The sequence below is a fragment of the Massilia sp. PAMC28688 genome (assembly GCF_019443445.1).
Taxonomy (GTDB): Bacteria; Pseudomonadota; Gammaproteobacteria; order Burkholderiales; family Burkholderiaceae_D; genus Telluria_A.
The window spans coordinates 3,594,411-3,619,791 of sequence record NZ_CP080378.1; the positions used below are offsets into that span (position 1 = coordinate 3,594,411).

Here is a 25,381-nt window from a genome sequence, read left to right on the forward strand (position 1 = left end):
AATCCACGGCGCTCGGAAAGTCCAGGTGCACCCGGTTAGGAACGGTCCTGCATCGATGTCACGTCAAAATACATGCCGCGTGCATCCTGTTCGCAGCTGCCCGTCATTGTCACGCCTTTCTTGGGCGTCAGGGTCAGGACCGTCCCCACCGCTTTACCGGCACAAGCGGCGTGCGCAGATTCCGGCACCCGGGGTGGCTCCGGTGGCAGCGGCGGAGCTGGCGGCGGCGGTGGCAGAGGAATGGATGCGCCCATGATGGGCGGCGGCGCGGGCGGGGTGGGGGGCGCAGGCAGCGCCTTGCAGCGGCCACGCTCGCTGCCGGTGCTGCACTCTGCGCGCTCGTGCGCCTGGCCCTGCGCGGAAAGGACGAGGGTGGCGCTGATGACGAACATGGTGACATATTTCATGGTGTTTCTCCTGTGGTGGGTGAACTGACAGGAAGCAGTGTGCAGCCCAATTGTGGAGAAATCGTGGGGACGCTATAAATCGAAGCGGTAGCCCAGGCCGTAGACGGACGCGATGGCTTCCGCTTCCGGTAAGACAACGCCAATTTTGCGCCGCAGGTTCTTGATGTGACTGTCAATGGCGCGGTCGGTCACGTCCAGGCTGTCGTGGCGTGCCAGGTCCAGCAGCTGGGCGCGCGAAAACACCTGTCCCCGGCGCCGCGCCATGCCTGCCAGGATGGCGTATTCGCTGGGCGTGAGCTCGAGCACCCGGCCGCCAATCATGATGCGCTGGGCCGGCTCATCCACGTGGCATACGCCGGTCGCAGCGCCGGGCTGGACGCGCCGCAAAATGACCTTGATGCGGGCCATCAGTTCGCGCGGGCTAAATGGCTTGCACAGGTAGTCGTCGGCGCCGCTTTCCAGGCCGAGCAGCCGGTCAATTTCTTCCACGCGCGCCGTGACCATGATGATGGGCACTTGCGAAACGGCGCGCACCGCGCGGCAGACGGCCAGGCCGTCCATCCCCGGCAGCATGAGGTCGAGCACCAGCATGTCCGGCGCCTGCGCGTGCACGGCGGCCATCGCTTCGCGGCCATCGACGAACACGGTTGGCAGGTAGCCGCTGGCGCGTGCATAGTCGGCCATCACGGCTGCCAGTTCCGCCTCGTCCTCGACGATGTAGACGCGCGCGCTCATGGCGCCGCCAGTGTCAGGCGCGCCTGCAGGCCGCCCAGCGGCGAGCGCGCAAAGGCCAGCGCTCCGCCATGCGCCATGGCGATGCGCAGCGACAGCGACAGTCCCAGTCCTGCGCCGCCATGCTGGCGGCTGCGCGACGCATCGACCCGGTAAAAACGCTCCGCCAGATGCTCGAGTGCCGCTTCCGGCACGCCCGGGCCGCTGTCGTCGATCAGCAGTTCCAGCTGGCCGCCATGGCGGCGCGCGCTCATCACCACGCCGGTGCCCGGGCCGCAGTAGCGGATACAGTTTTCAAACAGGTTGGTGAGAATCTGGCGGATGCGGTCAGGATCGGCCACCACGATGCATGGCGCCGCTGCGGTAGCGGCGCTGAACGTCATGGAAGCGGCGGCAAAGCGCTCGGCGAAGCCCTGCGCGTGATCGCAGGCCAGTTGCCACAGGTCGAGCGGGACGGCTTGCAGATCCAGTTCGCCCACATCGGCGCGCGCCAAGGTATAGAGCTGGTCGATCAGCTTGTTCAAGGCCAGCACCTGGCGCAGCATCGCTTCAATGTTTTGCTCACTGGCGGGCCGCACGCCATCCTGCATCGCTTCGAGCTGGGCGCGCAGTACCGACAGCGGGGTGCGCAGTTCGTGCGAGGTGTCGGCTACCCATTGGCGGCGCGACGACTCCACCTGGTCCAGCCTGGCGGCCAGTTGGTTGAAGCTGGCGGCCAGGTCGCCCAGTTCATCGCTGCGCGCGGCGTCGAGCCTGGTCTCGTAGCGCCCCGCCGCCAGTTCACGCGCGCCATGGGCCAGGCGCAGGATCGGCTTGCGAAAGTGGGCCGCCAGCAGCACGGCGGCCAGTGCGCTCAGTCCCACGCTGGCTGCCACGATAATCCACAAGCTGTTCTTCATCCGTTCCATGAATGCGCCCGCCATGGCGTCGCTCGGCAGCGTGGCCTTGGTCACGGCCAGATGGCCAACGACCACACCCGCGGCGACAATGGGCCGCCGCGCGCTGGCGTCGGCGGCCGCCTCTGGCCGGCCGGCCAGGTAGCCGCCGCTGGCGTCGAGCAGCGTCACGCGGTCCTGCAGACCAAGCTCGCTGGCGTTCTCAGGCGCTTGCAAGGGGATCACCGGTGGCGGCAGCGGTGGCGCGACAAAGGCGCCCGGCGGCGGGGGCGGGGGTGCCGGCGCCTCTGGCGCTGGTGGCGGAGGCGGTGGTGCGGGAAGGCCCCGCGCAACCTGCAGGCGCCCCAGTTCCTCGGCAATCCAGCGCTGCCGGGATGGCAGGGCCGATGGCAGGAATTGCCAGCCTCCCGCTTCGCGGTAGCGGCGGCTCAGGTCACCGGAGAGTTCATCGAGCCGATCGAGTTCGATGCCGACCGCGTAATCCGAGAAGCCGCTCATGACGTTGTGCCGCATCAGCATGACCGCTGCCGCCGCCACGGCCACGATGGCCAGCAGGACAGACAGGAACAGGCGATGGCCGATGGACAGTTTCAAACGATTTACCGGTAAGGTCAAATCGCCAGTGTAGCCGGTTTTACAGCTCCGCCCACTGGCGCAGCAGGTTGTGATAGTGGCTGGTCAGTGTGATGACCTCGTCAGCGTCGCCAATGCGCATGCGCAGGCGCTGGATGGTTTGATCCAGTTCATGCAGCATCGACCGCTTGGCGTCGTCGCGCACCATGCTCTGCACCCAGAAGAACGAGCATACCCGGGTGCCGCGCGTGACTGGTTCCACTTTGTGTACGCTGGAGGAGGGGTACAGGATCATGTCGCCGGCCGGCAGTTTCACTTCGTGGGTGCCATAGGTGTCGGTGACCACCAGTTCACCGCCGTCATAATCTTCGGGATTGGCCAGGAACAGGGTGCAGGAAAGGTCGGTGCGCAGGGGCAGGGGACTTCCCGGAACGCTGCGGACCGACCCATCGACGTGGGCGCCGTAATGTTCGCCACCGGCGTAGCTGTTAAAGAGCGGCGGCACGGTGCGCAGCGGCAGCGCCGCCGAGATGTAAAGCGGGTGGCGCTGCAGCGCCGCCAGAATCACCGCGCCCAGTTCCGCGCCCAGTGCCGATGCTTCCGGCAGCTGGCGATTGCGCTTGACCTGGGCACCCTGCGGTCCCACTGTCGCGCGCCCGTCGGACCAGTCGGCGCCATCGAGGGTGCGCCGCATGGCAGCGACCTGGTCGCGGGTCAACACGTCGGGAATATGCAGCATCATGATCAACTACCTTAATAAACGTCGCGCCGGTAACGGCCCTGGGCATCGAGCTGGTCGAGCGTATCCTGGCCCAGCGCGTCAATGAGGACTTCGTGCACGCCGCCGGCCATGCCCTGCAGGCTGCCGCAGACATAGATGGCCGCGCCGTCAGCGATCCAGGCGCGCAGCATGGCGGTGCGCACGGCCAGCAGGTGCTGCACATAGGTGTGTTCGCCGCCGTCGCGCGAGTACGCCAGGTCCAGCTGCTCAAGCGAGCCGGCTTGATGCCACTGGCGCAGTTCATCGCCAAACAGCGCGTCATGGGCGGCGCTGCGCTCACCGAACAGCAGCCAGGTGCGCCCCTGCGGGCGGTTCTTGATGTGCGAACGCAGTCCTGCAATGCCCGTGCCGTTTCCGATCAAGATCATGGGCCGTGTTGCGTTGTCGCCGGCCTGGAAGCGCCGGTGTTCGCGCACGCGCATCCTGATGGTGTCGGCCTCCGCCGCGCCGCTGCACAGCCAGCCGGAGGCCGCGCCGTGCGTGCCGTCTTCATGAACATGCAGTCGCACCACCAGCTCGATGCGTCCGTCGGCCGGAAGGGAGGCAATGGAGTACTCACGCGGGTAATCCGGATCGGCCGGCGCGCTGACCTGTACCAGGTCGCCCGCCTGCCACTGCGGCCGGCTGCCATCGACAGGTTTGAGCCCAAGCAGATACACCGGCGCACCGGCACTGCCGGCGTTGAGCAGCGTGCGTTCCGTGATGCGCCACTGGCCGTAGTCAGGCGCGCTCCAGTCAGGGGCGTCGCTGGTGCCGGCCAGGTGGCTCAGGTGGTGCTGCCAGGTTTCGATGGCCGCCGGCGCCACGCGGTCTGCTTCCACGCGCTCGAACAGCGCCTGGGCGCCCAGCCCGGCCAGTGCGCTGTCGACCCGGCGGCCGAAGCCGCAGTAATGGGAATAGCTGCTGTCGCCCAGGGCCAGCACGCCGTAGTGCAGGTGTCCCAGGTTGGCACGGGTAGTGCTGATCATGCGGGCAAAACGTGCGCCGCTGTCCGGCGGGTCGCCTTCGCCGTACGTGCTGACAATGAACAGGACGCGCTGCGCCGCGCGCAGTTGTTCTTCGTCGAGTGCGTCGAGGCTGGCCACATGCACGCTAAGGCCTCCGGTGGCGAGCGTGTCGCGCGTGCGCGCGGCCAGGTATTCGCCGGTTCCGGTCTGGCTGGCATGGAGCACCAGCCAATCGGCCGTGCCGGTGGCCGTGGCCACGCTGCGGCGGCTGCGCCAGATGGCGGCGCACATGCCGCCATAGGCAAGCAGCATGGTGGCCACGATGGCCCAGCGCGTGGGATCCAGGTTCATCATTGCAGCATGTCGTCAAAGGCGCTGCTGGTGACTTCATGCAGGCCGCCGTCAGTTCGCACGATGAAGCGCGCGGCCAGCTTGCGCGCTTCCGCAAAGCGCAGCCCTGCCTCCGGACCGAGCACCGACAGGGCCGTGGAGAGGGCGTCGGCCGCCATGCATTCGGCATGCAGCACGGTGACCGAAGCCACCTGGTTGCGGATCGGGTAGCCGGTGCGCGGGTCGAGCGTGTGCGAGGCGCGCGCGCCGGCGTATGAAAAGTGCTGGCGGTAGTCGCCGGAGGTGGCAATGGCCAGTCCGTGCAGGGCCGCCACGGTGTCGAGTTGCTGGCCGGCGTCGGGCACCGCTTCCAGCTGGACCCACCATGGCCCGCCATCGGGCTTGACGCCGGCGCCGCGCAGCTCGCCGCCTACTTCCACCAGGTAGTGGTGCACGCCATTGAGTTCCAGGCAGTTGGCCAGCTGGTCCACGCCATAGCCTTTGGCCACCGACGACAGGTCAAGCTGCACGCCCCCGGGCTGCAGGGCCTGGCGGCCGGCCGGATCGAGCTTGAGGCGCGCGCGGTCCTCGCGCGCCAGGATGGCGTGGACGATGTCTGCCGGCGGGGCATAGAAGCCGGCCTCGGTGTAACGCCGCTGCGCGCCGAAACCCCAGCAGTTGACCAGGGCGCCGGCGCAAGGGTCGTAGGCGCCGCCGGAGGCGTCTGCCACCTCCAGCGCGTAACTGAGCACCTTGTAAAAGGCCGAGGGGAGATGGTGCCAGCTGCCCGCTGGCGCCGCGTTAAAGCGGCCCAGGTCGGAGCCGCTCTCCCAATGGCTCATCTGGGCGACGATAATATCGAGCTGGCGCTGCAGCTGCTGCGCCATGCTCTCGCGCAGCCCCGCCTGGGCCGGCGCCAGCACCGCCTGCACCTGCCAGGTGGTCCCCATGGTGTATCCCGACGCCTGCGCCACGGCGCTGCCCGGGGCGGGCAGCTCGGGCGCAATCGACAGCGGAACGAGGACGCGGCGCATGGTGCGTGCTTACTCGGGCAGGATTTCGAGCGTGGCGGCGTAGCTGTAACGGCGGCTCTCGGCCGGGCCGTCTTCCGGCATGCCTTTTTCGGACGTGACCGGGTAGCCCGCGTGCAGCCAGTACATGCCCGGCTTGGGCAGCTTGAGCGACGCTTCGCCCTTGGCGTCCGTGGTCAGGCGCTGCTCACCCAGCACACCGCGATAGCGCACCCCGCCGGGGGTCAAGCTGAACTCGAAATTGGGCAAGGGCTTGCCGTCCAGCTGGAAGCGCCAGGTCGCCGTTTCGCCTTCGCGCATCTCGGTGGGATGTGTCACCGGTACCAGTTCCAGGCCCACACCTGACGGCTTGAGGGCGCCGGTGCTGGCGCGGTTCATGGTCACGAAGGTTTCCAGGCGCGCGTGCGTGCGCATGGTGCGCAGGCCGCTGGCACCGGCCGGTACATCCTTCGCGTAGTCTTCCTCGCTGCCGCGAAAGCGCTTGGTGGCGCCCGCTGCATCCTTGTAGCTGCCCATTACCGCCTTGGTGACCATGGCCACCTTGTAGGTGCCAGGCTTGGTCAGCTTGAGGTCGACGCTGCTGCGCTGCTTGCCCATCAGGGGCGTGGGCACCGGGGTCACCACGCCGTCCGGATCGGTGACGGTGGCGCTGTCCATTTTCAGGGCCACGTGGTCGATGTCGAACAGGCCTTCCGACACGGCGCCGTCAATCGTCACCCACGCTTCCTTGCCTTCGACATTGGTGACCTGGGGCAGCAGCCACGGGCGGTGTGCTGCCGCGTGCAGCGACAGGGTGGCCAGCGCGAGCGCCAGCAGGGTCTTCTTGATCGTCATGTCAGGCCTCAGGGAGTAATTTGCAAAGTAACGGCGCCGAGTTCTTCCTTGCCCTTGGCGCTCAGGGTCTGCTTGCCGGTCAGCGGCAGCTTGAACGGCACGCGCACCAGTTCGCGGCCGCCTGCCTCGCGCGCCGCTTCGATGACCATCTGGTAGTCGCCGGCCGGCAGCTTGTCCAGCTTGGCCAGTTCAGGGCCAAAGCTCAGCTTTTGCTCGCCGGGCGCGCGGGTGGCGCCGCTGACGCCGTCCATGGGCAGCGTCATGTCGCGGCCGGCCTTGCGCCACCAGGTGCGCATGTCCTTGACCCACTTGGTGCCGGCGTTGTCCTTCTTTTTCACGTCATAGAGTACGGCCAGCGTGTTGACCGCCGGCTGCGCCGCGCTTTCGACCCAGATCGCCACATAGGGGCGGTGATATTCCGCCACCTTCAGGCGCGGGATCTCGAATTTGACGGTCATGTCGGCGCCAACGGCCCAGCCGCTGATCATCGGCAGGCTGAGGACGGCCAGGGTGTGATGTAGTTTCATGGAGACTCGGGTAAGTAGGGCTAGTGGGTAAACAAGAGCGCAAGCAGCACCGGCACCAGGATGCCGAAGCCAATCACGGGCCAGGTGGACGGCCGGTTGGCCGCGTGCAGTTTCATGATGAGGAAACCGGTCAGGGAAAACACGATGCAGGCACCGGCAAAGATGTCGATGAACCAGCTCCATACGGGGCCGGTATTGCGGCCCTTGTGCAGGTCGTTCAGCCACGACACCGTGCCCCGGCTGGTGACTTCGTATTCCGCGCTGCCGTCGGCCGACAGCCGCAGCCAGCCATCGCCGCCGGGACGGGGCAGGGGAATGTAGGCTTCGCCGTCGCTCCATTCCGCTTCCAGGCCGTCGACCTTGATGTCAAACGCGGTCGGCACCCAGCCCGCGATGGCCGGTGGCAGCGGCTTGCGTGCGTCTTCATTGGCGTCGGCAAAGGCAGCGAGCCGCGCGGCCAGCGGCGCGGGCAGGGTGGCCTTGCGGTTGACGACCTTGGGGGCCGCCTCGATCTGCGCTGCGTGGTTGAGCGTGATGCCGGTGACGGAAAACATCAGCATGCCCAGCAGGCTGAGGGCCGCACTGATCCAGTGCCAGCGGTGCAGATTCTTGAGCCAGATTGCTCTGCTGGCGCTGGGAATGTGCGGCGTTGGGGTGGGCATCGGGACCTTGGTTGGATTATGCAAAAGTAAATGATAACGATTATCATTTGCATCGTCAACGGTTGGCGCGTTTAATTTTCAATTGGTAACAAGTCCTTGCGTTCATGAATGAGAACTATTATCATTCGCATTCATTTTTCGGCAAGCCACGCTCCCGGCGCCCAGTTCAGGCGGCGCCCGCCCAGCCAGCCCATCGCTTTTTTCATCTTCGCTGGGAGTCATCTTGTCTTACATTCGCAACCGCAAGCACGTATCCGTTCGCCAACCTATTCTGTCGCACTCGCTGATCGCCCTGGCCGCGCTTGCGCCCTTCGCGGCCCATGCGCAGGACGCCGCTGGCCAGGAAAAGAAGCTCAAGGAGCTGACCGTGACCGCCACGGCCGATGTGCCGTTCAAGGCCGACAAGGTGTCCTCGCCCAAGCTCACCGAGCCTCTGCTGGACACGCCCCAGACCATCGCCGTGATCAAGAAGGAACTCATTGCCGAGCAAGGCGCGACCTCGATCATGGAAGCGCTGCGCAATACGCCGGGCATCACGCTGCAGCTGGGCGAAAACGGCAATACCAGTGCCGGCGACACCTTCCAGATGCGTGGCTTTGCCACCCAGACTTCGGTGTTTGTCGATGGCGTGCGTGACCTGGGCCCGGTCAGCCGCGACGCCTTTAACGTGGAGCAGATTGAAGTGTCAAAAGGGCCTGCCGGCGCCGACATCGGCCGCGGCGCCACCTCGGGCTACGTCAATTTGGTCAGCAAGAGCGCGCAGGCCGACAATTTCAACCTGGGGACGGTCAGCATCAACAGCGGCAACAACAAGCGCGTCACGGCCGACATCAACCGTTCGCTCAGCCCGACCAGCGCGGTGCGCCTGAACGTGATGGGCTACGACGGCGGCGTGATCGGGCGCGACCATATCGAAGCGAGCGGCATGGGCGTGGCGCCCTCGCTGGTGTTTGGCCTGGGTACGCCCACCCGCGTCACGCTTGGCACCCAGCACATCCGCCAGGACAATGACCCGGACGGCGGCTTGCCCAGCATTGGCCTGCCGGGCTTTAACAATGTGCGCGATCCGGCCGTCAACGGCGGCCCCCGCGTGCGCACCGAGAACTACTACGGCCTGGCCAGCGACTACGAAAAGATCGACGCCGACATGGCTACCGTGAAGATCGAACACGATTTCGCCGGCGGCGCCAAACTGTCGAACATCTCGCGCTTCGGCAAGTCCAATATGGACCGCATCCTCACCGGCATCAATATCATTTCGGCCGAAGGCCAGCCCGCCAACCCGGCAGCCTGGGTGGTGAGCCGCAGCCGCCAGTCGGTGTTGCAGGATAACGAGATCATGGCCAACCTGACCAACGTCGTCAGCGACTTCACGATCGGCAATGTCGCCCACACCGTGTCGGCCGGCCTGGAACTGCTGAGCGAAAAGCAGCTCTCGACCAACCGCGGCGGCCTGGGCGTGCCCCCACCGGCCAATCTGTACAAGCCCAATGTCCATGATGTGGCGGTGGACCTGGCGCCCGCGCCCAACGGCGCCTACACCCGCGGCAGCACCACCACCGCCGCCGTGTACGCGTTTGACACGGCCAAGCTTACCGAGCAGTTTCACCTCAACGGCGGGCTGCGTGTGGAGCATTACAGCACCGACACCAACAGCGCGGCATTTACCAACAATGCGGTGGTCCCCGGCGACTTGCTGGAAAACTCCGATACCCTCGTGAGCTGGAAGATTGGTGCGCTGTACAAGCCGACCGTGGACAGCAGCATCTACGCGGCCGCGGCATCGTCGAAAACGCCGCCCGGCAGCGCCAACTTTGCCCTGAGCGCCTCGCCCAACAATGTCAACCGCCCCAACACGGCGCCGCAAAATGCGCGCAACGTTGAAATCGGCGGCAAATGGGACGTGCTGGCGAAAAAGCTGGCCCTGACCGCCGCTGCCTACCGCACCGAAAACACCAATGAAATCGTGACCATCGATGCGCAGGCCGGCATCTACGCCCAGACCGGGCGCCGCCGCGTGCAGGGCGTGGAGCTGGGCATGGTTGGCCAGTTCACCCGCGCCTGGAACGTGACGGCCGGTGTCGCCACAATGAAGTCGAAAGTGCTCGAAGGCGGTGTGAGCGGCCTGAGTGCCCAGAATTCGCTGACCCGCTGGTCGCCCGACCTGACCGCCACGCTGTGGAGCAGCTACGCCGTCAACGACAAGTTCACCATTGGCGGCGGCGCGCGCTACGTGTCCGAGCAAAAGCGGGTGGTCGACCCGAACCTGTCGCTGGCGACCCAGAACGTGCCGGAGATCCCCTCCTATTCAGTGCTCGACGCCGTGCTGTCGTACAAGGTGAGCCCGCATCTGTCGCTGCAGCTCAATGTGTACAACCTGGCTGACAAGTTCTACTTGAGCACCCTGAACAATGGCGGCTCGCGCTTTGCGCTCGGCACCGGCCGTTCGGCCCAGCTGACCGCCAATATCGCTTTTTAAGGCGTTCCTGCCTGGCGCGGTCTGTAGCGGCACCGCGTCACTTTTCAGCGCCGTCCTTTCGACGGCGCTTTTTTTTTCTGCAGCGCCCGATGCAAAAAAATCTCCCATTTAGTGGCAGGGCGCCAACGATATTCGCAACAATCCGTGATGCGGTACAATATCGCGTGCTATTCTCACGTGCTCCTCACAGAGTTGACCTGAGCAGTATTAGTCCTTCCCCACAACTTGATGTGCAATCCGCTAACCGGTCAGGCCGTGTCGCGGAAGGTTAGATTAACCCGCCAAACTCGCGAAGCGCGAAGAAAGGTGAGCAAGATGATGAAAGAATCCACCGCGAACTCCTATTTGTTCGGGGGTAACGCGCCGTACGTTGAAGAGCTGTACGAATCCTACCTGGCCAATCCAGGTTCGGTGCCGGACAACTGGCGTGCCTATTTTGACTCCATGCAGAACGTTCCGGCGGTCGATGGCTCCAACAAGCCCGACGTCGTGCATTCCTCCGTCATCGCTTCGTTCGCCGAGCGCGCCAAGCAGGGCCCGATCCGCGTCGTCACCGCCTCGACCGACCCCGACATGGGCCGCAAGCGCGTCGCCGTCACGCAGCTCATCGCCGCCTACCGCTTCCTCGGCTCCCAGTGGGCCAACCTGGACCCCCTGCAGCGCCAGGAGCGCCCCAGCATTCCCGAACTCGATCCCACGTTCTACGGCTTCTCGGATGCCGACATGGACATCGTGTTCAACATCAGCAATACCTATTTCGGCCCCGAGACGGCGTCCCTGCGCGACCTGCTCAACATGCTGCGCGATACCTACTGCCGCGCCATCGGTGCCGAATTCATGTACATCAGCGATCCGGCCGAAAAGCGCTGGATGCAGGAAAAGCTCGAGTCGATCCGCTCCACCCCGACCTTTTCGGCCGAGAAGAAAGCCCACATTCTTGAGCGCCTGACTGCCGCTGAAGGCCTGGAGCGCTATCTCCACACCAAGTACGTTGGCGCCAAGCGCTTTTCGCTCGAGGGTTCCGAATCGTTCATCGCCGCCATCGACGAAACCATCCAGCGCGCCGGCGAAAAGGGCGTGCAGGAAATCGTGATCGGCATGGCCCACCGCGGCCGCCTGAACGTGCTGGTCAACACCCTGGGCAAGTCGCCGCAGGAGCTGTTTGAAGAATTCGAAGGCAAGCACGCCGAAGACCTGCCGTCGGGCGACGTCAAGTACCACAAGGGCTTTTCGAGCGACATCTCGACCGCCGGTGGCCCGGTCCACCTGTCGCTGGCCTTCAATCCATCCCACCTTGAAATCGTCAACCCCGTGGTCGAGGGGTCGGTCAAGGCGCGCATGGAGCGCCGCGGTGACAAGGATGGCAAGCAGGTGCTGCCGATCCTGGTGCACGGCGACGCCGCATTTGCCGGCCAGGGCGTGGTCATGGAAACCCTGAACCTGGCCCAGACGCGCGGCTACGGCACCGGCGGCACGGTCCACATCGTGATCAACAACCAGATCGGCTTCACCACGTCCGACCCGCGCGACGCCCGTTCCACCCTGTACTGCTCGGACGTGGTCAAGATGATCGAAGCGCCGGTGCTGCACGTGAATGGCGACGATCCTGAAGCGGTGGTACTGGCAACGCAAATCGCGATGGACTACCGCGTCGAATTCCAGAAGGATGTCGTGGTCGACATCATCTGCTACCGCAAGCTGGGCCACAACGAGCAGGACACGCCGGCGCTGACCCAGCCGCTGATGTACAAGAAGATCGCCAAGCACCCCGGCACGCGCAAGCTGTACGCCGACAAGCTGGCCGCCCAGGGCACGCTGCCGGCCGACACCGGCGACAAGCTGGTGGCCGCCTACCGCGACGCGATGGACGCTGGCAAGCATGCCATCGACCCGGTCATCACCAACTTCAAGAACAAGTTTGCCGTCGACTGGCTGCCATTCTTGAACCGCAAGTGGACCGACTCTGCCGATACCGCAGTGCCGATGACGGAACTTAAGCGCCTGGCCGCCCGCATCACCACCGTGCCGGAAGGCTTCAAGGTCCACTCGCTGGTCGAGAAGGTCCTGGCTGACCGCGCCGCCATGGGCCGCGGCGAAATGAATCTGGACTGGGGCATGGGCGAACACCTGGCCTACGCTTCGCTGGTCGCATCCGGCTACGCCATCCGCCTGTCGGGCCAGGATGCAGGCCGCGGCACCTTCACCCACCGCCACGCCGTGCTGCACGACCAGAACCGCGAGCGCTGGGACGCCGGCACCTATATCCCGCTGTGCAACGTGTCGGAAAGCCAGGCACCGTTCACCGTGATCGACTCGGTGCTGTCCGAAGAAGCGGTCCTGGCCTTTGAATACGGGTACTCGACCGCAGAGCCAAACGCGCTGACCATCTGGGAAGCGCAGTTCGGCGACTTCGTCAACGGCGCCCAGGTCGTGATCGACCAGTTCATCGCCTCCGGCGAAGTGAAGTGGGGCCGTGCCTCCGGCCTGGTCATGATGCTGCCGCACGGTTACGAAGGCCAGGGACCGGAACACTCGTCGGCCCGTCCCGAGCGTTTCCTGCAGCTGTGCGCAGACAACAACATGCAGGTGGTGCAGCCAACCACCGGCGCCCAGATCTTCCACCTGCTGCGGCGCCAGATGGTACGCCAGTTCAGGAAGCCACTGGTGATCCTCACGCCCAAGTCGCTGCTGCGTAACAAGGACGCGTCGTCTCCACTCACCGACCTGGCCAAGGGCGCCTTTGCCACCGTCATCGGCGAAGTGGACGAGAAGATCGACGCGCGCAAGGTCAAGCGCGTGATTGCCTGCTCCGGCAAGGTCTATTACGACCTGGTCGCGGCGCGCAAGACACGTGCGGCAAACGATGTTGCCATCATCCGTATCGAGCAGCTCTATCCATTCCCGCACAAGTCGTTCGCGGCCGAACTGAAGAAGTTCCCGAATGCGACCGAGCTGGTATGGACCCAGGATGAACCGCAGAATCAGGGACCATGGTTCCAGATCCAGCACAACATCTTCGAGAGCCTGGAAACCGGCCAGCGCCTGGCATATGCGGGCCGTCCGGCTTCCGCGTCGCCAGCCGTCGGTTACGGCGACAAGCACAACGCGCAGCAGAAGGAACTGCTGGATACCGCGTTCTCGAAGCTCAAGGGTTTCATCCTGACGAAATAAGCTCGCCGGCGCCGTGCAGACAGCGCGGCACCCACCAGTTCATTTATCTGCCACCCTGCAATCCAGGGGGGCGCTAAAAATAAGATACGGAGTTTCACATGGCACAAATCGAAGTTAAAGTCCCAGTCCTGTCCGAGTCGGTTGCCGAGGCAACGCTGCTGGCATGGCACAAGAAAATTGGCGAGCAGGTCAGCCGCGACGAAAACCTGATCGACATCGAAACCGACAAGGTGGTGCTGGAACTGCCGGCGCCGGCCGCCGGCGTCATCACCCAGATCGTCAAGGGTGACGGCAGTACCGTGGTGGCGGGCGAAGTGATTGCCATCATCGACACTGAAGCATCGGCCGGCGTGTCGCCGCAGACCGTATCGTCGGCACCGGTGGAAGCGGCACCGACCGCACCGCAAGCTGCCGCGCCGGCAGCACCTGCCGCCGGTGGCAGCAAGGGCGACGTTGCCATGCCTGCCGCTGCCAAGCTGCTGGCCGAGAACAACATGAGCGCTTCAAGCGTGGCCGGCACCGGCAAGGATGGCCGCGTGACCAAGGGCGATGTGCTGGGCGCCGTGGCCGCCAAGCCTGCGGCCGCGCCGGCACCTGCCGCTGCCAAGCCTGCGCTGCAGCAGGTGGCCGCACCGTCGGTCAACCTGGGCGACCGTCCGGAAGAGCGCGTGCCCATGAGCCGCCTGCGCGCCCGGATCGCCGAGCGCCTGATCCAGTCGCAGTCGACCAACGCCATCCTGACCACGTTCAATGAAGTGAACATGCAGCCGGTGATCGACCTGCGCAACAAGTACAAGGACAAGTTCGAGAAAGAGCACGGCGTCAAGCTGGGCTTCATGTCCTTCTTTGTCAAGGCAGCTGTCGCCGCGCTCAAGAAGTACCCGATCATCAATGCGTCGGTCGACGGCAATGACATCGTCTATCACGGTTACTTCGACATCGGTATCGCTGTCGGTTCGCCGCGCGGCCTGGTGGTGCCGATCCTGCGCAATGCCGACCAGATGTCGATCGCTGAAATCGAAAAGAAGATCGGTGAATTCGGCGCCAAGGCCAAGGAAGGCAAGCTGACGCTGGAAGACCTGACCGGCGGTACGTTCTCGATTTCCAACGGCGGCACCTTCGGCTCCATGCTGTCGACCCCGATCATCAACCCGCCGCAGTCGGCCATCCTGGGCGTGCATGCGACCAAGGACCGCGCCGTGGTGGAAAACGGGCAGGTTGTGGTGCGTCCGATGAACTACCTGGCCATGTCGTACGACCACCGCATCATTGACGGCCGCGAAGCCGTGCTGGGCCTGGTGACGATGAAGGAAACGCTGGAAGATCCATCGCGCCTGCTGCTCGATCTTTAATTGACGGGCGCGCTGCCGGTGCGGCGTGCCATTGCTGTGCATTTTGAGAGGTGAATCATGAATATCTCGGACGAAATCAAGCGTTTGCACGACCTGCACCTGGCCGGTGCGCTCACGACGGCAGAATACGAACAGGCCAAGGCCAAGCTGCTCAACGCCTCGGTGGACTTGAGCAAGCCACGTCCCTCCGGCAGCGCGGGCGACGACTTCGTGAGCGAAGTGTCGCGCCTGCGCCGCTCGCGCAGCGACCGCTGGCTCGGTGGCGTGTGCGGGGGGCTGGGCAAGGTCTCCGGCGTCGATTCCTGGATCTGGCGCGTGGTGTTTGCATTCTGTGTCGTCTTTGCCGGCTTCGGCTTCCTGATCTACCTCTTGATGTGGATCTTCGTACCAGAAGAATAAAAGGATTATGTAATGAGCTCTTCAAAACAATTCGACGTGGTCGTCATTGGTGCCGGCCCTGGCGGCTACATCGCCGCCATTCGCGCAGCGCAGCTGGGTTTTTCGGTTGCCTGCATCGATGAATGGGCCAACGCCAAGGGTGGTCCCGCTCCCGGCGGCACCTGCACCAACGTCGGTTGCATCCCGTCCAAGGCGCTGCTGCAGTCGTCCGAGCATTTCGAGCATGCCGGTCACGCGTTCAAGGAACACGGCATCGATGTCGCCGGCCTGTCGCTGAACCTGCCGCAAATGCTCAAGCGCAAAGAGACCGTCGTCAAGCAGAACAATGACGGCATCCTGTACCTGTTCAAGAAGAACAAGGTCAGCTTCTTCCACGGCCGCGGCTCGTTCGCCGGCGCTGCCGACGGTTTGTACACCGTCAGCGTGGCCGGCGCCGCCGCCGAGACGCTCACGGCCAGGCATGTGGTGGTGGCCACCGGTTCCAACGCGCGCGAACTGCCGGGCGCACCATTTGATGAAAAGCTCATCCTGTCCAATACCGGCGCGCTTGCCATTGACGCCGTGCCGGCCAAACTGGGCGTGATCGGGGCCGGCGTCATTGGCCTCGAAATGGGCAGCGTATGGCGCCGCCTGGGCGCGGAAGTGACCGTGCTCGAAGGCCTGCCGACCTTCCTCGGCGCCGTTGACGAGCAGATCGCCAAGGAAGCGCACAAGCTGTTCACGCGCCAGGGCTTGAACATCAACCTGGGCGTGAAGATCAACAGCGTCACCAGGACCGACGCCGGCGTGACGGTCGACTACGCCGACGCTGCCGGCGCGGCGCAAAGCGCTACCTTCGACAAGCTGATCATCTCGATTGGCCGCGTGCCCAATACCATTGGCCTGAACGCCGAAGCGGTGGGCCTGCAGCTGGACGAGCGCGGCTTCATTGCCGTTGACGGCGACTGCAAGACCAGCTTGCCGAACGTATGGGCAGTGGGCGACGTGGTGCGTGGCCCGATGCTCGCGCACAAGGCCGAGGAAGAGGGCGTGGCGGTGGCCGAGCGGATCGCCGGCCAGCATGGCCACACCAACTTCAACACCATTCCGTGGGTGATCTACACCTCGCCGGAAATCGCTTGGGTTGGCCAGACCGAGCAGCAGCTCAAAGCTGCCGGCGTGGCATACAAGGCGGGCACCTTCCCGTTCATGGCCAATGGCCGTGCGCGCGCGCTGGGCGACACCTCCGGCATGGTCAAGTTCCTGGCCGATGCCACCAGCGATGAAATCCTGGGCGTGCACATCGTGGGCCCAATGGCGTCCGAGCTCATTTCGGAAGCCGTGGTGGCGATGGAGTTCCGCGCGTCCGCCGAGGACATCGCCCGCATCTGCCACGCCCATCCATCGCTGTCCGAGGCGACCAAGGAAGCGGCACTGGCGATCGACAAGCGTTCGCTGAACTTCTAAGTCAAAGCAGTACCGCGCCGTCCTCGCGCCGGCGGGAATCTTCGGATTTCCGCCGGCGCGGGGACGCTGCGTTTCAGGATCATCAAGATGAATGTCCAGCAGTTCTACCAGCATGCGCTGGCCCAGCGCGGCTACCAGTCGGACGTGGCCCAGCAAAAGGCCGTGGACCGGTTGCAGCGCGCCTATGAGGAGTGGGCCGCCTACAAGGCCCGACGCTCGTCCACCTTCAAGCGCCTGATCAACCGGCCCGAGGTGCCGCGCGGCGTGTACCTGTGGGGCGGGGTGGGGCGCGGCAAATCGTTTTTGATGGACAGCTTCTATTCGGTGGTGCCGGTGGTGCGCAAGACGCGCGTGCACTTCCATGAATTCATGCGCGACGTCCACCGCCAGCTCGACGACATGAAGGGCGTGGCCGATCCGCTTGACGACGTGGCGCGCAATATCGCGAAAAAATACCGCCTGATCTGCTTTGACGAATTTCACGTCTCCGACATTGCCGACGCCATGATCCTGTACAACCTGCTCTCGGCGCTGTTTGCCAATGGCGTGTCCTTCATCATGACGTCCAATTATGATCCCGACCTGCTGTACCCGGACGGGCTGCATCGCGACCGCATGCTGCCCACCATCGCTCTGCTCAAGGACAGGCTCGATGTGCTCAACGTCGATGCCGGTGTCGACTACCGCAAGCGCGCCCTGGAGCAGGTGGACAGCTATTACACGCCGGTCAATGCCGCGTCCGACGCGGCCCTGCGCGCCGCTTACGCCCGGATCGCCGAGACGGCCGATGAAGATCCGCACGTGCGCATCGAGGGGCGCGAAATCCATTGCCTGCGCCGCGCCGGCGGCATCATCTGGTTCGATTTCCAGACCCTGTGCGGCGGTCCCCGCTCGCAGAACGATTACCTGGACCTGGCCAGCCGCTTCCACACCGTGATCCTGTCGAACATCCCGGCCATGTCGGCGGCCCAGTCGTCCGAGGCGCGCCGCTTCACGTGGCTGATCGACGTGTTCTATGACCACAAGGTCAAGCTCCTGATGTCGGCCCAGGTGCCGCCGGAGGAGCTGTACACGGCCGGTACGCTGTCGAACGAGTTTCACCGGACTGTCTCGCGTATCATCGAGATGCAGTCGCGCGAGTACATGGACACCCAGCGCCGCGGCGCTGCCGAGTCGCTCTCCTGATCCACCACGAGGAACCAGATGATCAACGCTATCCTGACCCGCTTAGCCGCCGCTGCCGCCGCGGCGATGCTCGGCGGCTGCACCAGCATGCTGCTGCCACCCAATGTGACGCCGGTGGTGGCCCCCACCACCAGCATGGCAGAGGCCGAGCGCAAGCTGGCCAGCGTGGCGGCACAGCGCGCCGCCATCGAGGCGCAGTTTGCCGCCAGCGAGCAGGAATGCTACACCCGTTTTTTCGTCAACAGCTGCCTCGGCAAGGCCCGCGAGCGGCGCCGCAGCGCCCTGGCCTACCAGAAGGCGATTGACGTCGAAGCCCAGCACTTCCGGCGCAAGTACGCTGCCGACGAGCGCGACCGCGAGGTGGCCAGGGCAGTTGCGCAATTCGAGGCGGAACAGGCGCAGGTGGCGGCCGAGCAGGCCAGCGCACCGGTGGCAGCGGCGCCGGAGAAGATGCCCAAGCCGGGCCGCCCCACGCTGCAGGAACGGCGCGCAGAACGCGATGCCAGGCTGGCCGAGCGCGCCCGGCGCGAGCGCGAACAGGCGCCGGCACGCGCGGCGCGCGAAAAGGAACTGGAACAGAAGCGCCGCGATTCGGTGCAGCGGCAGCAGGAAATTGCAGACACTATTGCGGAGCGCGACGCGAACAAGGCTCCTCCGGCCGAGGCACGGCCGGCCGGCGCCAATCCGGTCAAAAAGTAGGTTGCCCGGTCAGACGGCGCGGCGCATTTTTTCCACTTTGTAGATCGGCACTTCCTTGGGCGGCTTCACGAACTTGATGATCGCCATGGTGCAGTTGTCGCCCTTGCCCTGGGCCCGCTCGGTAGCCTTGTTGATCAGCATCTCGGAGGCCTGGCGTGGCGTGGTCTTGGTGGTCACGGCGCCCAGTTCGGTATCGGTAAAGAAATGCCACAGGCCGTCGCTGCACAGCAGGAAAGTGTCGCCGGCAACAATGGTGTCGTGCACGCCAATGGTGGTAAACGGGTCCTTGCGGCTGTTGCCCAGCACATTGACAAGCAGCTTGGAATGGCGGTGGTTCTTGGCCGCCTCGGCCGGCAGCTTTTCGCTGGCGACCAGGTGCTCGATGTAGGCCGCGTCGCTGGTGCGCGCCAGGCAGGCACCCTTGACGAAGTGATACAGGCGCGAGTCGCCCACGTGGGCCCACACGGCGCGCCCGTCCGGCGTGATGATCAGGCCCACAAAGGTGCAGTGCGATTCGGTCTTGGTGGTAAACGCATTCATCTTGATGATCATGTGCGTTTCCTGCACGATCTCGCGCAACAGGTTGGCCAGCCGTTCGGTGCTCGGATTGTCGCCCGGCTTGAATTCATCAAACAGCTGCTTGGCCGTATGCAGCACCTGCTCGGAACCGGAGGCGCCACCGAGCAGGCCATCGGACAGCACGGCCAGCACGAAGCCGGGCGCACGGGCACCGGTAAACAGGGCGGTACGGTCATTCTGTTGGGCGCGGCCACCGATGTGCTGGGCGGTTCCCGCTTCGAGCTTATATGGTGTCATAAAGGTCAATTGCTTCCTGGCTGCGTTACCATAGTGCTTTCTGGACTGATTTTCAATCTGTGTTGGCTGCGAGGTCAGCGTATATTAAACTATGCACCGGGAAAGCAAAATGTTGCAAGTGCAAACTATTTACCTACGAACACTTTCCTGTTATCGATTGTAATGCGCTTAGGCCTTGACGCCCCGCGCTTTTGAAATAAAAACCTGTTTGGAACACCACACTATGTCAGACGTCCAGGAAATCCAGCGCCGCCTCATCGAGCTCGACGTGGAACATCGCGACCTCGATGCGGTCATAGACATGCTGACGCTTGACGGACACCACGACCAGTTGCAATTGCGCCGCCTCAAAAAGCGCAAGCTCCAGCTGAAAGACCATATCACCCTGTTGAAAATGCAATTGGTGCCGGACGTTCCGGCCTGATCCGTCTTCGCTCCACCTGATCCGACCTTGACTGATCCTACACTGGCGCCGCAGGCGCCACTCCCCGGCAATGACAGCGCGGCCGCGCCCGCCGTGCCGGCGTCCCCGCCGGGCAAGTACGATGCCGACATCGAACGCCTGTTCGGCGCCGGCGGCCCGCTCGCGCCCGCCGTGGGCAGCTTCAGCCCGCGCCGTTCGCAAACGGAGATGGCCAAGGCCATTGCCAGCGCGATCGCCGACCAGAAAACCCTCATGGCCGAGGCCGGCACCGGCACGGGCAAGACCTTTGCCTATCTGGTGCCGGCACTGCTGTGGGGCGGCAAGACCATTGTTTCCACAGGCACCAAGAATTTGCAGGATCAGTTGTTTCTGCGCGACATACCCACCGTGCGCGCGGCCTTGCAGGCGCCGGTCTCGGTGGCGCTGCTCAAGGGCCGCTCCAATTATGTCTGCCACTACCACCTGGAACGCACGCTGCAAAACGGGCGCATGACCTCGCGCGATGACGTGGGCCACCTGCGCGAAATCTCGCGCTTCATCAAGATGACCAGTTCCGGCGACAAGGCGGAATTGACCAAGGTGCCGGAAAACGCCTTGATCTGGAACCTGGTCACCTCAACGCGCGACACCTGCATGGGCGCCGAGTGCCAGTATTACCAGGATTGCTTCGTCATGAAGGCGCGCCGCGAAGCCCAGCAGGCCGACGTGGTGGTGGTCAATCACCACCTGTTCTTTGCCGACGTGGCGCTCAAGGATACCGGCGTGGCCGAGCTGCTGCCGTCCGCCAACACCATCATCTTTGACGAGGCGCACCAGCTGCCCGACACCGCCACCCTGTTTTTCGGCCAGACCGTGTCCACTTCGCAAGTGCTGGAACTGTGCCGCGACGTGCTGGCCGAGGGCCTGGCCCACGCGCGCGGCGGGCCGGACTGGGCCAAGGTGGTGACGGTGGTGGAAAAGGCGGCGCGCGACCTGCGCCTGGCCTTCCCGCAGGACATCATGCGCCTGTCACTGGCCCAGATCATGCCCTCGTCGGACTTTTTCCCGGCCCTGGCCACGCTCAAGGAAAAGCTGGCCGAGATGATCGATGTGCTGGAGCAAAACGCGCAGCGCGCCGAGACACTGGAACAAGTGCGGGTGCGGGCGGTCGAACTGGCGGCTGCACTGGACGGCTGGAAGGCCGATGGCAAAGGCAAGCTGGTCGAAGGCGACCAGGCCGTGCTGTGGGTGGAAGCTTTTTCATCATCGCTGCAGCTGCACAAGACGCCGCTGTCGATCGCGCCCATCTTTACCAACCAGCGCGAAGGCACGCCGCGCAGCTGGATCTTCACGTCGGCCACGCTGGCCGTCAAGAATGACTTCAAGCATTTTTCCAACCAGATGGGCTTAACGGGCGAACATGCCCAGACCTGGCCCAGCCCCTTCAACTACGAGCAGCAAGGCTTGCTGTACGTGCCGACCGGGCTGCCGGACCCGAACGCCTTTGGCTATACCGATGCCGTGGTCGACTGCGCGCTGCCGGTGATCGAGGCGGCGGGCGGGCGCACCTTTTTCCTGTGCACCACCATCCGGGCCGTGAAGCTCGTGGCCGAGCGCCTGCGAGACGAGTTTGCCAAACGGGGGCTGGACTATCCCCTGTTCGTGCAGGGCGAGCGCGGCCGCACGGAATTGCTGGATTCCTTCCGCAACGCCGGCAATGCCGTGCTGGTGGGCAGCCAGAGCTTCTGGGAGGGCGTGGACGTGCGCGGCGACGCGCTCTCGCTGGTCATCATCGACAAGCTGCCGTTTGCCCCACCGGACGACCCGGTGCTGGCCGCGCGCATCGATGTGATGGAAAAGCAGGGCATGAACGGCTTCATGCACCACACCCTGCCCGAGACCATCATCAACCTCAAGCAGGGAGCAGGGCGCCTGATCCGTGATGAAACGGACCGCGGCGTGCTGATGATCTGCGATCCGCGCCTGATCACCAAATCCTACGGCCGGCGCGTGTGGCAAAGCTTGCCGCCTTTCAAACGCACCCGGCTCGAAGCGGACGTGGTGGCGTTCTTCAGACCACCACAACCATAGAGGCCGACGATGGCAGCGATCCGAACAATTTTCCTGGCCGCAGTGCTGGGCAGTACATCGATCGCGGCCAGTGCCGCCGCCCAGGCGGAGAAGCCGGTGGCGGCGGTGCAGGCCGCCAGCGCCGCCCGGCAACTCGCTGCCATCGCCGAACGCTACTACGACGAGAAGGCTCGCATGGAGCCGCTCAATGCGACGTTTTTCGGCGACAACCGCTTCGACCATTTGTTGCCCATGACGCTGGTGCCGGCGCAGCGGGCGCGCATGTTCGCCTTCCTGCACGACACGCGCGAGGCCCTGATGGGGGTGGACCGCAGCAAGCTGGACGGCACCGATGTCACCAGCTTTGACTTGCTGGTGTACGAGATCAATGACGCGCTGCGCTTCGAACCATGGCGCGATCACCTGATGCCGATGAACCACATGGACGCGGTGCCGGTGGTGGTGGCCAACTTTGGCGGCGGGCAGGGTTCGCAGCCGATCAAGACCGTGGCCGAGTATGAGGCCTACCTGGCCCGCGTGGCGGCCTTGCCGGAATGGATCGATGCAGCGATCAGCAATATGCGTGTGGGCATGCAGGAAAAGCTTGTCCTGCCGCGCGCGCTGGTCGTTTCACTACTGCCTCAAATAAAAACGCTTGCTGCCGCCACGCTGGAAAAGAGTGATTACTACACGCCCATCCACAACATGCCGGCCGGAGTCGACGTGGGCGAGAAGGCACGCCTGAAGGGCGCCTATGGCCAGGCCATCGCGGGCAAGGTGCTGCCGGCGCTGGGCCGGCTGGCGCGTTTCCTGGAAAACGAGTATCTCCCGGCCGCGCGCGACAGTGCCGGCTGGGGTGGCCTGCCCAACGGGGCCCAATGGTACCGCGCCTGGGTTGCCTCGAATACCACCACGGCCATGTCGCCGGACGAGATTCACCGCATCGGGCTGGACGAGATGGCGCGCATCAATGCCGAGTTCAAGAAGGTGGGGCGCAGGATTGGCTACGTCGGCAAGCCTCAGCTGCTGACGAGCTGGATGCTGGCGCAGGAGCGCTATCGCCCGTTCAAGAGCGAGGAGCAGGTGCTGCAGGCCTACCGCGATATCAATGCCAGGGTGGTGCCAAAACTGCCCCAGCTGTTTGCGACGCTGCCCAAGGCGCCGCTCGAGATCCGCCCCGAGCCGCCACTGTCGCGCGCGACGGCGTCCGATCACTACACGCTGCCGGCGGTGGATGGTTCGCGTCCCGGCATCTTCTGGGCCGTCATCAATGATCCCACCCGTTATGGCAGCACGCTCATGACCTCGCTGTTCCTGCATGAAGGCCATCCGGGCCACCATTTCCAGCTCGCCAAGCAGCAAGACCTGCCCCTGCCAAGGTTCCGCAAGAATGGCGGCCACAACGCCTATGTCGAGGGCTGGGCCTTGTATGCAGAGACGCTGGGCAGGGAAATGGGACTGTACGACGATGCCAACGCCTACGCCGGCCACCTGATGCTCGACATGCGCCGCGCCGCGCGCCTGGTCGTCGACACGGGCTTGCACGCCAAAGGCTGGACGCGCGAGCAAACCATCACATTCCTGATGGAGCAGGCCGGCGACAGCGAGGCGGACGCGCGCAACGCGACCGAGCGTTACATGGCCTGGCCTGCCCAGGCGCTGGGCTACAAGGTCGGTGCCATGAAGATCATGGCACTACGCCAGCAGGCCGCCGCCGCGCTGGGACCGCAATTTAATCTGGCCCGCTTCCACGATGCCGTGCTGGCCGAAGGCAGCCTGCCGCTGGGCATGCTGGAAGCGAAAATGCATGCCTGGATTGCGGAGCAGGGCAGGTAATCCACGGCGCCTGGCAGCGGCACGCCGCGGCCTATTTCTGGGGCTGGATCACCACCTTGCCCGTCACCTTGCGCGCTGCCATGTCATCAAGCGCGCTGGCGGTCTCGGACAACGCATAGCGGCCCGAGATGTGCGGCTTGACCTTGCCTTCGGCCATCCAGCCCAGCAGCTGGCGCATGGCTTGCATGTTGGCCTTCGGTTCACGCTTGGCAAACTCGCCCCAGAACACGCCCATCAGCGAGGCGCCCTTGAGCAGCGTGAGGTTGAGCGGCAGCTTGGGAATCTCGCCATTGGCAAAGCCCACCACGAGGTAGCGGCCGCGCCAGCCAATCGAGCGGAAGGCCGGCTCGGCGTAGATGCCGCCCACGGGGTCGTATATCACGTCCGGGCCCTTGCCATCGGTGGCGGCCTTGATCGCCTCGCGCAAGTCCTCGGTGGAATAGTTGATTGTGGCGTCGGCCCCATGCGCGCGGCACACGGCCAGCTTTTCCTCGCTCGAGGCCGCCGCGATCACGCGCGCACCCAGCGCCTTGCCGATTTCAATGGCGGCCAGGCCCACGCCGCCGGCCGCGCCCAGCACCAGCATGGTTTCGCCTGCCTTGAGGGCCGCACGGTCCACCACCGCGTGGTGCGAGGTGCCATAGGTGAGGGTGATGGCCGCTGCCGTATCGAAGTCCATTCCCGGCGGCATGGGCATGATGGCCTGGGCCGGGGCCAGCACCTGCTGGGCAAAGCCGCCCTGCGCAATGAAGGCAATCACCTTGTCGCCCACATTGACGTGGCTGACGCCGTCGCCCACGGCGCGCACCACGCCCGACACTTCGCTGCCCGGTGTAAATGGCAGCTCCGGCTTGAACTGGTACTTGCCCTGGATGATGAGCACGTCAGGGAAATTGACGCCGGCCGCCATCACGTCAATGGCCACCTGGCCCGCGCCCGGTACCAGGTCTTCCAGCTCTTCCACCACCAGTGTGTCCGGCAATCCCCACGCTTTGCAAACTACGGCTTTCATTTGGCGTCTCCCTGTTGTGTTTTGCGAAAATAGTACGACCGTTTCTTTTTTGATTATGCCTGACTTTTCGCGATCTGGCCAAGCCTTCCTTGCCCATTTGCGCGTACGCAAAGCGGTGAGTGACGAGCTTGTTAAAGTCAACGACGCGAGCGCGCCAGTTAGCATTTTGGAAAGGGAGGCTGAAATGGCAATCCGTTACGGCTGTTTCTTCAGTTATGCGCATGGCCGCCACGAACTCATGAACAAGTTCAAGACGGCCATGTCGGAGGCCATCAGCTGCTACCTGGAGCCGCACCTCGACAACGAAGACGAATTATTCATCGACACCGAACAGCTCGGCGGTGGCGACGACATCGATCGCCGCATTGCCCGTGCCATGTGTGAAAGCGTGGCCATGATCCTCATCTACACGCCCAAGTACGAGGCGCACGGCTACACCCGGCGCGAGTACGAGGCCATGCGCATGCTCGAGCAGGAACGCGGCCAGTGGTATCCCATGCCCAGCCAGCTGATCATTCCAGTGATCATGACCATGCACCCGGCCCGGCTGCCGCCGCAAATCACATCGAGTTTCTACGTGGATTTTTCGCATTTCACCATGGCGACGACTGACCTCAAGGCCAATCCCGAATTCCTGCCGGGCATCCAGAGGATTGTCGAACGCATCGTGCTGCACTACCAGTGCCAGAAAAAATTCACGCCGGTGGGTCATGACTGCAACCAATTCGTGCTCCCCGATGTCCCACCTGAATGGCGCGATCTGCCCGATCTTGCCTTCCCCAAAAAATAATAA

General features: G+C 64.4%; 22 protein-coding genes. 11 read left to right on the forward strand and 11 right to left on the reverse strand.

All coding sequences use genetic code 11. The features are described 5' to 3' along the window. Positions 1–35: 35 nt before the first annotated feature. From KY495_RS16100 to KY495_RS16140, 9 genes are all read right to left on the reverse strand, one after another. The gene (locus KY495_RS16100; RefSeq protein ID WP_219880395.1) at positions 36–407 is read right to left on the reverse strand and encodes a hypothetical protein; all 372 of its coding nucleotides are present in this window, start codon (positions 405–407) and stop codon (positions 36–38) included. A gap of 72 nt (positions 408–479) precedes the next feature. Further along, positions 480–1,142 (reverse strand): response regulator, encoded by a 663-nt coding sequence (locus tag KY495_RS16105; protein WP_219880396.1) that lies wholly within the window; start codon positions 1,140–1,142, stop codon positions 480–482. Beyond that, on the reverse strand, positions 1,139–2,629 hold the full coding sequence (locus tag KY495_RS16110) for an ATP-binding protein (protein ID WP_219880397.1): 1,491 nt from the start codon (positions 2,627–2,629) through the stop codon (positions 1,139–1,141). Before KY495_RS16110 ends, KY495_RS16105 begins: the two co-directional genes overlap by 4 nt. Before the next feature lie 40 nt (positions 2,630–2,669). Continuing rightward, positions 2,670–3,350, reverse strand: coding sequence for a Fe2+-dependent dioxygenase (locus KY495_RS16115; RefSeq protein WP_219880398.1), 681 nt, complete (start codon positions 3,348–3,350; stop codon positions 2,670–2,672). A gap of 11 nt (positions 3,351–3,361) precedes the next feature. Further along, positions 3,362–4,690: a sulfite reductase subunit alpha gene (locus tag KY495_RS16120; protein WP_307728192.1), complete on the reverse strand. Its 1,329-nt coding sequence runs from the start codon at positions 4,688–4,690 to the stop codon at positions 3,362–3,364. Then, positions 4,687–5,700 carry an FAD:protein FMN transferase gene (locus KY495_RS16125; RefSeq protein WP_219880399.1) on the reverse strand — a complete coding sequence of 338 codons (1,014 nt, stop codon included), beginning with the start codon at positions 5,698–5,700 and terminating at the stop codon, positions 4,687–4,689. Before KY495_RS16125 ends, KY495_RS16120 begins: the two co-directional genes overlap by 4 nt. Before the next feature lie 9 nt (positions 5,701–5,709). After that, positions 5,710–6,531, reverse strand: coding sequence for a DUF4198 domain-containing protein (locus KY495_RS16130; protein WP_219880400.1), 822 nt, complete (start codon positions 6,529–6,531; stop codon positions 5,710–5,712). An 8-nt stretch (positions 6,532–6,539) separates the two neighbouring features. Continuing rightward, entirely contained in the window at positions 6,540–7,058 is a 519-nt protein-coding gene (locus tag KY495_RS16135) for a DUF2271 domain-containing protein (RefSeq protein ID WP_219880401.1), read from the reverse strand. 20 nt (positions 7,059–7,078) lie between these two features. Beyond that, complete coding sequence (locus tag KY495_RS16140; RefSeq protein ID WP_219880402.1) at positions 7,079–7,720, reverse strand: PepSY-associated TM helix domain-containing protein; 642 nt, start codon at positions 7,718–7,720, stop codon at positions 7,079–7,081. A gap of 223 nt (positions 7,721–7,943) precedes the next feature. Here KY495_RS16140 and KY495_RS16145 point away from each other — a divergent pair, with 223 nt between their 5' ends. The 7 genes from KY495_RS16145 to KY495_RS16175 all read left to right on the forward strand — a co-directional run bounded on the left by KY495_RS16145 (position 7,944) and on the right by KY495_RS16175 (position 18,451). Then, a complete protein-coding gene (locus KY495_RS16145; RefSeq protein WP_219880403.1) occupies positions 7,944–10,199 on the forward strand; it encodes a catecholate siderophore receptor Fiu in 2,256 nt (751 codons plus the stop codon). A 315-nt stretch (positions 10,200–10,514) separates the two neighbouring features. Beyond that, positions 10,515–13,370: a 2-oxoglutarate dehydrogenase E1 component gene (locus KY495_RS16150; protein ID WP_219880404.1), complete on the forward strand. Its 2,856-nt coding sequence runs from the start codon at positions 10,515–10,517 to the stop codon at positions 13,368–13,370. Positions 13,371–13,468: 98 nt separating this feature from the next. Beyond that, on the forward strand, positions 13,469–14,722 hold the full coding sequence (gene odhB / locus KY495_RS16155) for a 2-oxoglutarate dehydrogenase complex dihydrolipoyllysine-residue succinyltransferase (RefSeq protein WP_219880405.1): 1,254 nt from the start codon (positions 13,469–13,471) through the stop codon (positions 14,720–14,722). A gap of 57 nt (positions 14,723–14,779) precedes the next feature. Beyond that, positions 14,780–15,121 carry a PspC domain-containing protein gene (locus KY495_RS16160; RefSeq protein WP_219880406.1) on the forward strand — a complete coding sequence of 114 codons (342 nt, stop codon included), beginning with the start codon at positions 14,780–14,782 and terminating at the stop codon, positions 15,119–15,121. A gap of 12 nt (positions 15,122–15,133) precedes the next feature. Then, positions 15,134–16,567: a dihydrolipoyl dehydrogenase gene (gene lpdA, locus KY495_RS16165; RefSeq protein ID WP_219880407.1), complete on the forward strand. Its 1,434-nt coding sequence runs from the start codon at positions 15,134–15,136 to the stop codon at positions 16,565–16,567. Between the two features lie 87 nt (positions 16,568–16,654). Beyond that, positions 16,655–17,752, forward strand: coding sequence for a cell division protein ZapE (gene zapE, locus KY495_RS16170; protein ID WP_219880408.1), 1,098 nt, complete (start codon positions 16,655–16,657; stop codon positions 17,750–17,752). Between the two features lie 18 nt (positions 17,753–17,770). Continuing rightward, the gene (locus KY495_RS16175) at positions 17,771–18,451 is read left to right on the forward strand and encodes a hypothetical protein (RefSeq protein ID WP_219880409.1); all 681 of its coding nucleotides are present in this window, start codon (positions 17,771–17,773) and stop codon (positions 18,449–18,451) included. Between the two features lie 9 nt (positions 18,452–18,460). On the opposite strand, the gene KY495_RS16180 is transcribed toward KY495_RS16175, so the two are convergent. Beyond that, positions 18,461–19,267 carry a PP2C family serine/threonine-protein phosphatase gene (locus KY495_RS16180; RefSeq protein WP_219880410.1) on the reverse strand — a complete coding sequence of 269 codons (807 nt, stop codon included), beginning with the start codon at positions 19,265–19,267 and terminating at the stop codon, positions 18,461–18,463. 223 nt (positions 19,268–19,490) lie between these two features. Between KY495_RS16180 and KY495_RS16185 the strand changes: the two genes are divergently transcribed. Genes KY495_RS16185 through KY495_RS16195 form a run of 3 tightly spaced genes read left to right on the forward strand, consistent with a single transcriptional unit; the run spans position 19,491 to position 23,576 of the window. Next, complete coding sequence (locus KY495_RS16185) at positions 19,491–19,691, forward strand: YdcH family protein (RefSeq protein WP_219880411.1); 201 nt, start codon at positions 19,491–19,493, stop codon at positions 19,689–19,691. 27 nt (positions 19,692–19,718) lie between these two features. Beyond that, a complete protein-coding gene (locus KY495_RS16190) occupies positions 19,719–21,761 on the forward strand; it encodes an ATP-dependent DNA helicase (RefSeq protein WP_374040959.1) in 2,043 nt (680 codons plus the stop codon). Between the two features lie 9 nt (positions 21,762–21,770). Next, entirely contained in the window at positions 21,771–23,576 is a 1,806-nt protein-coding gene (locus tag KY495_RS16195; RefSeq protein WP_219880412.1) for a DUF885 family protein, read from the forward strand. A 31-nt stretch (positions 23,577–23,607) separates the two neighbouring features. On the opposite strand, the gene KY495_RS16200 is transcribed toward KY495_RS16195, so the two are convergent. Then, positions 23,608–24,588 carry an NADPH:quinone oxidoreductase family protein gene (locus KY495_RS16200; RefSeq protein WP_219880413.1) on the reverse strand — a complete coding sequence of 327 codons (981 nt, stop codon included), beginning with the start codon at positions 24,586–24,588 and terminating at the stop codon, positions 23,608–23,610. Positions 24,589–24,772: 184 nt separating this feature from the next. On the opposite strand from KY495_RS16200, the gene KY495_RS16205 reads away from it, so the two are divergent. Then, entirely contained in the window at positions 24,773–25,378 is a 606-nt protein-coding gene (locus KY495_RS16205; RefSeq protein WP_219880414.1) for a toll/interleukin-1 receptor domain-containing protein, read from the forward strand. Positions 25,379–25,381 lie beyond the last annotated feature (3 nt).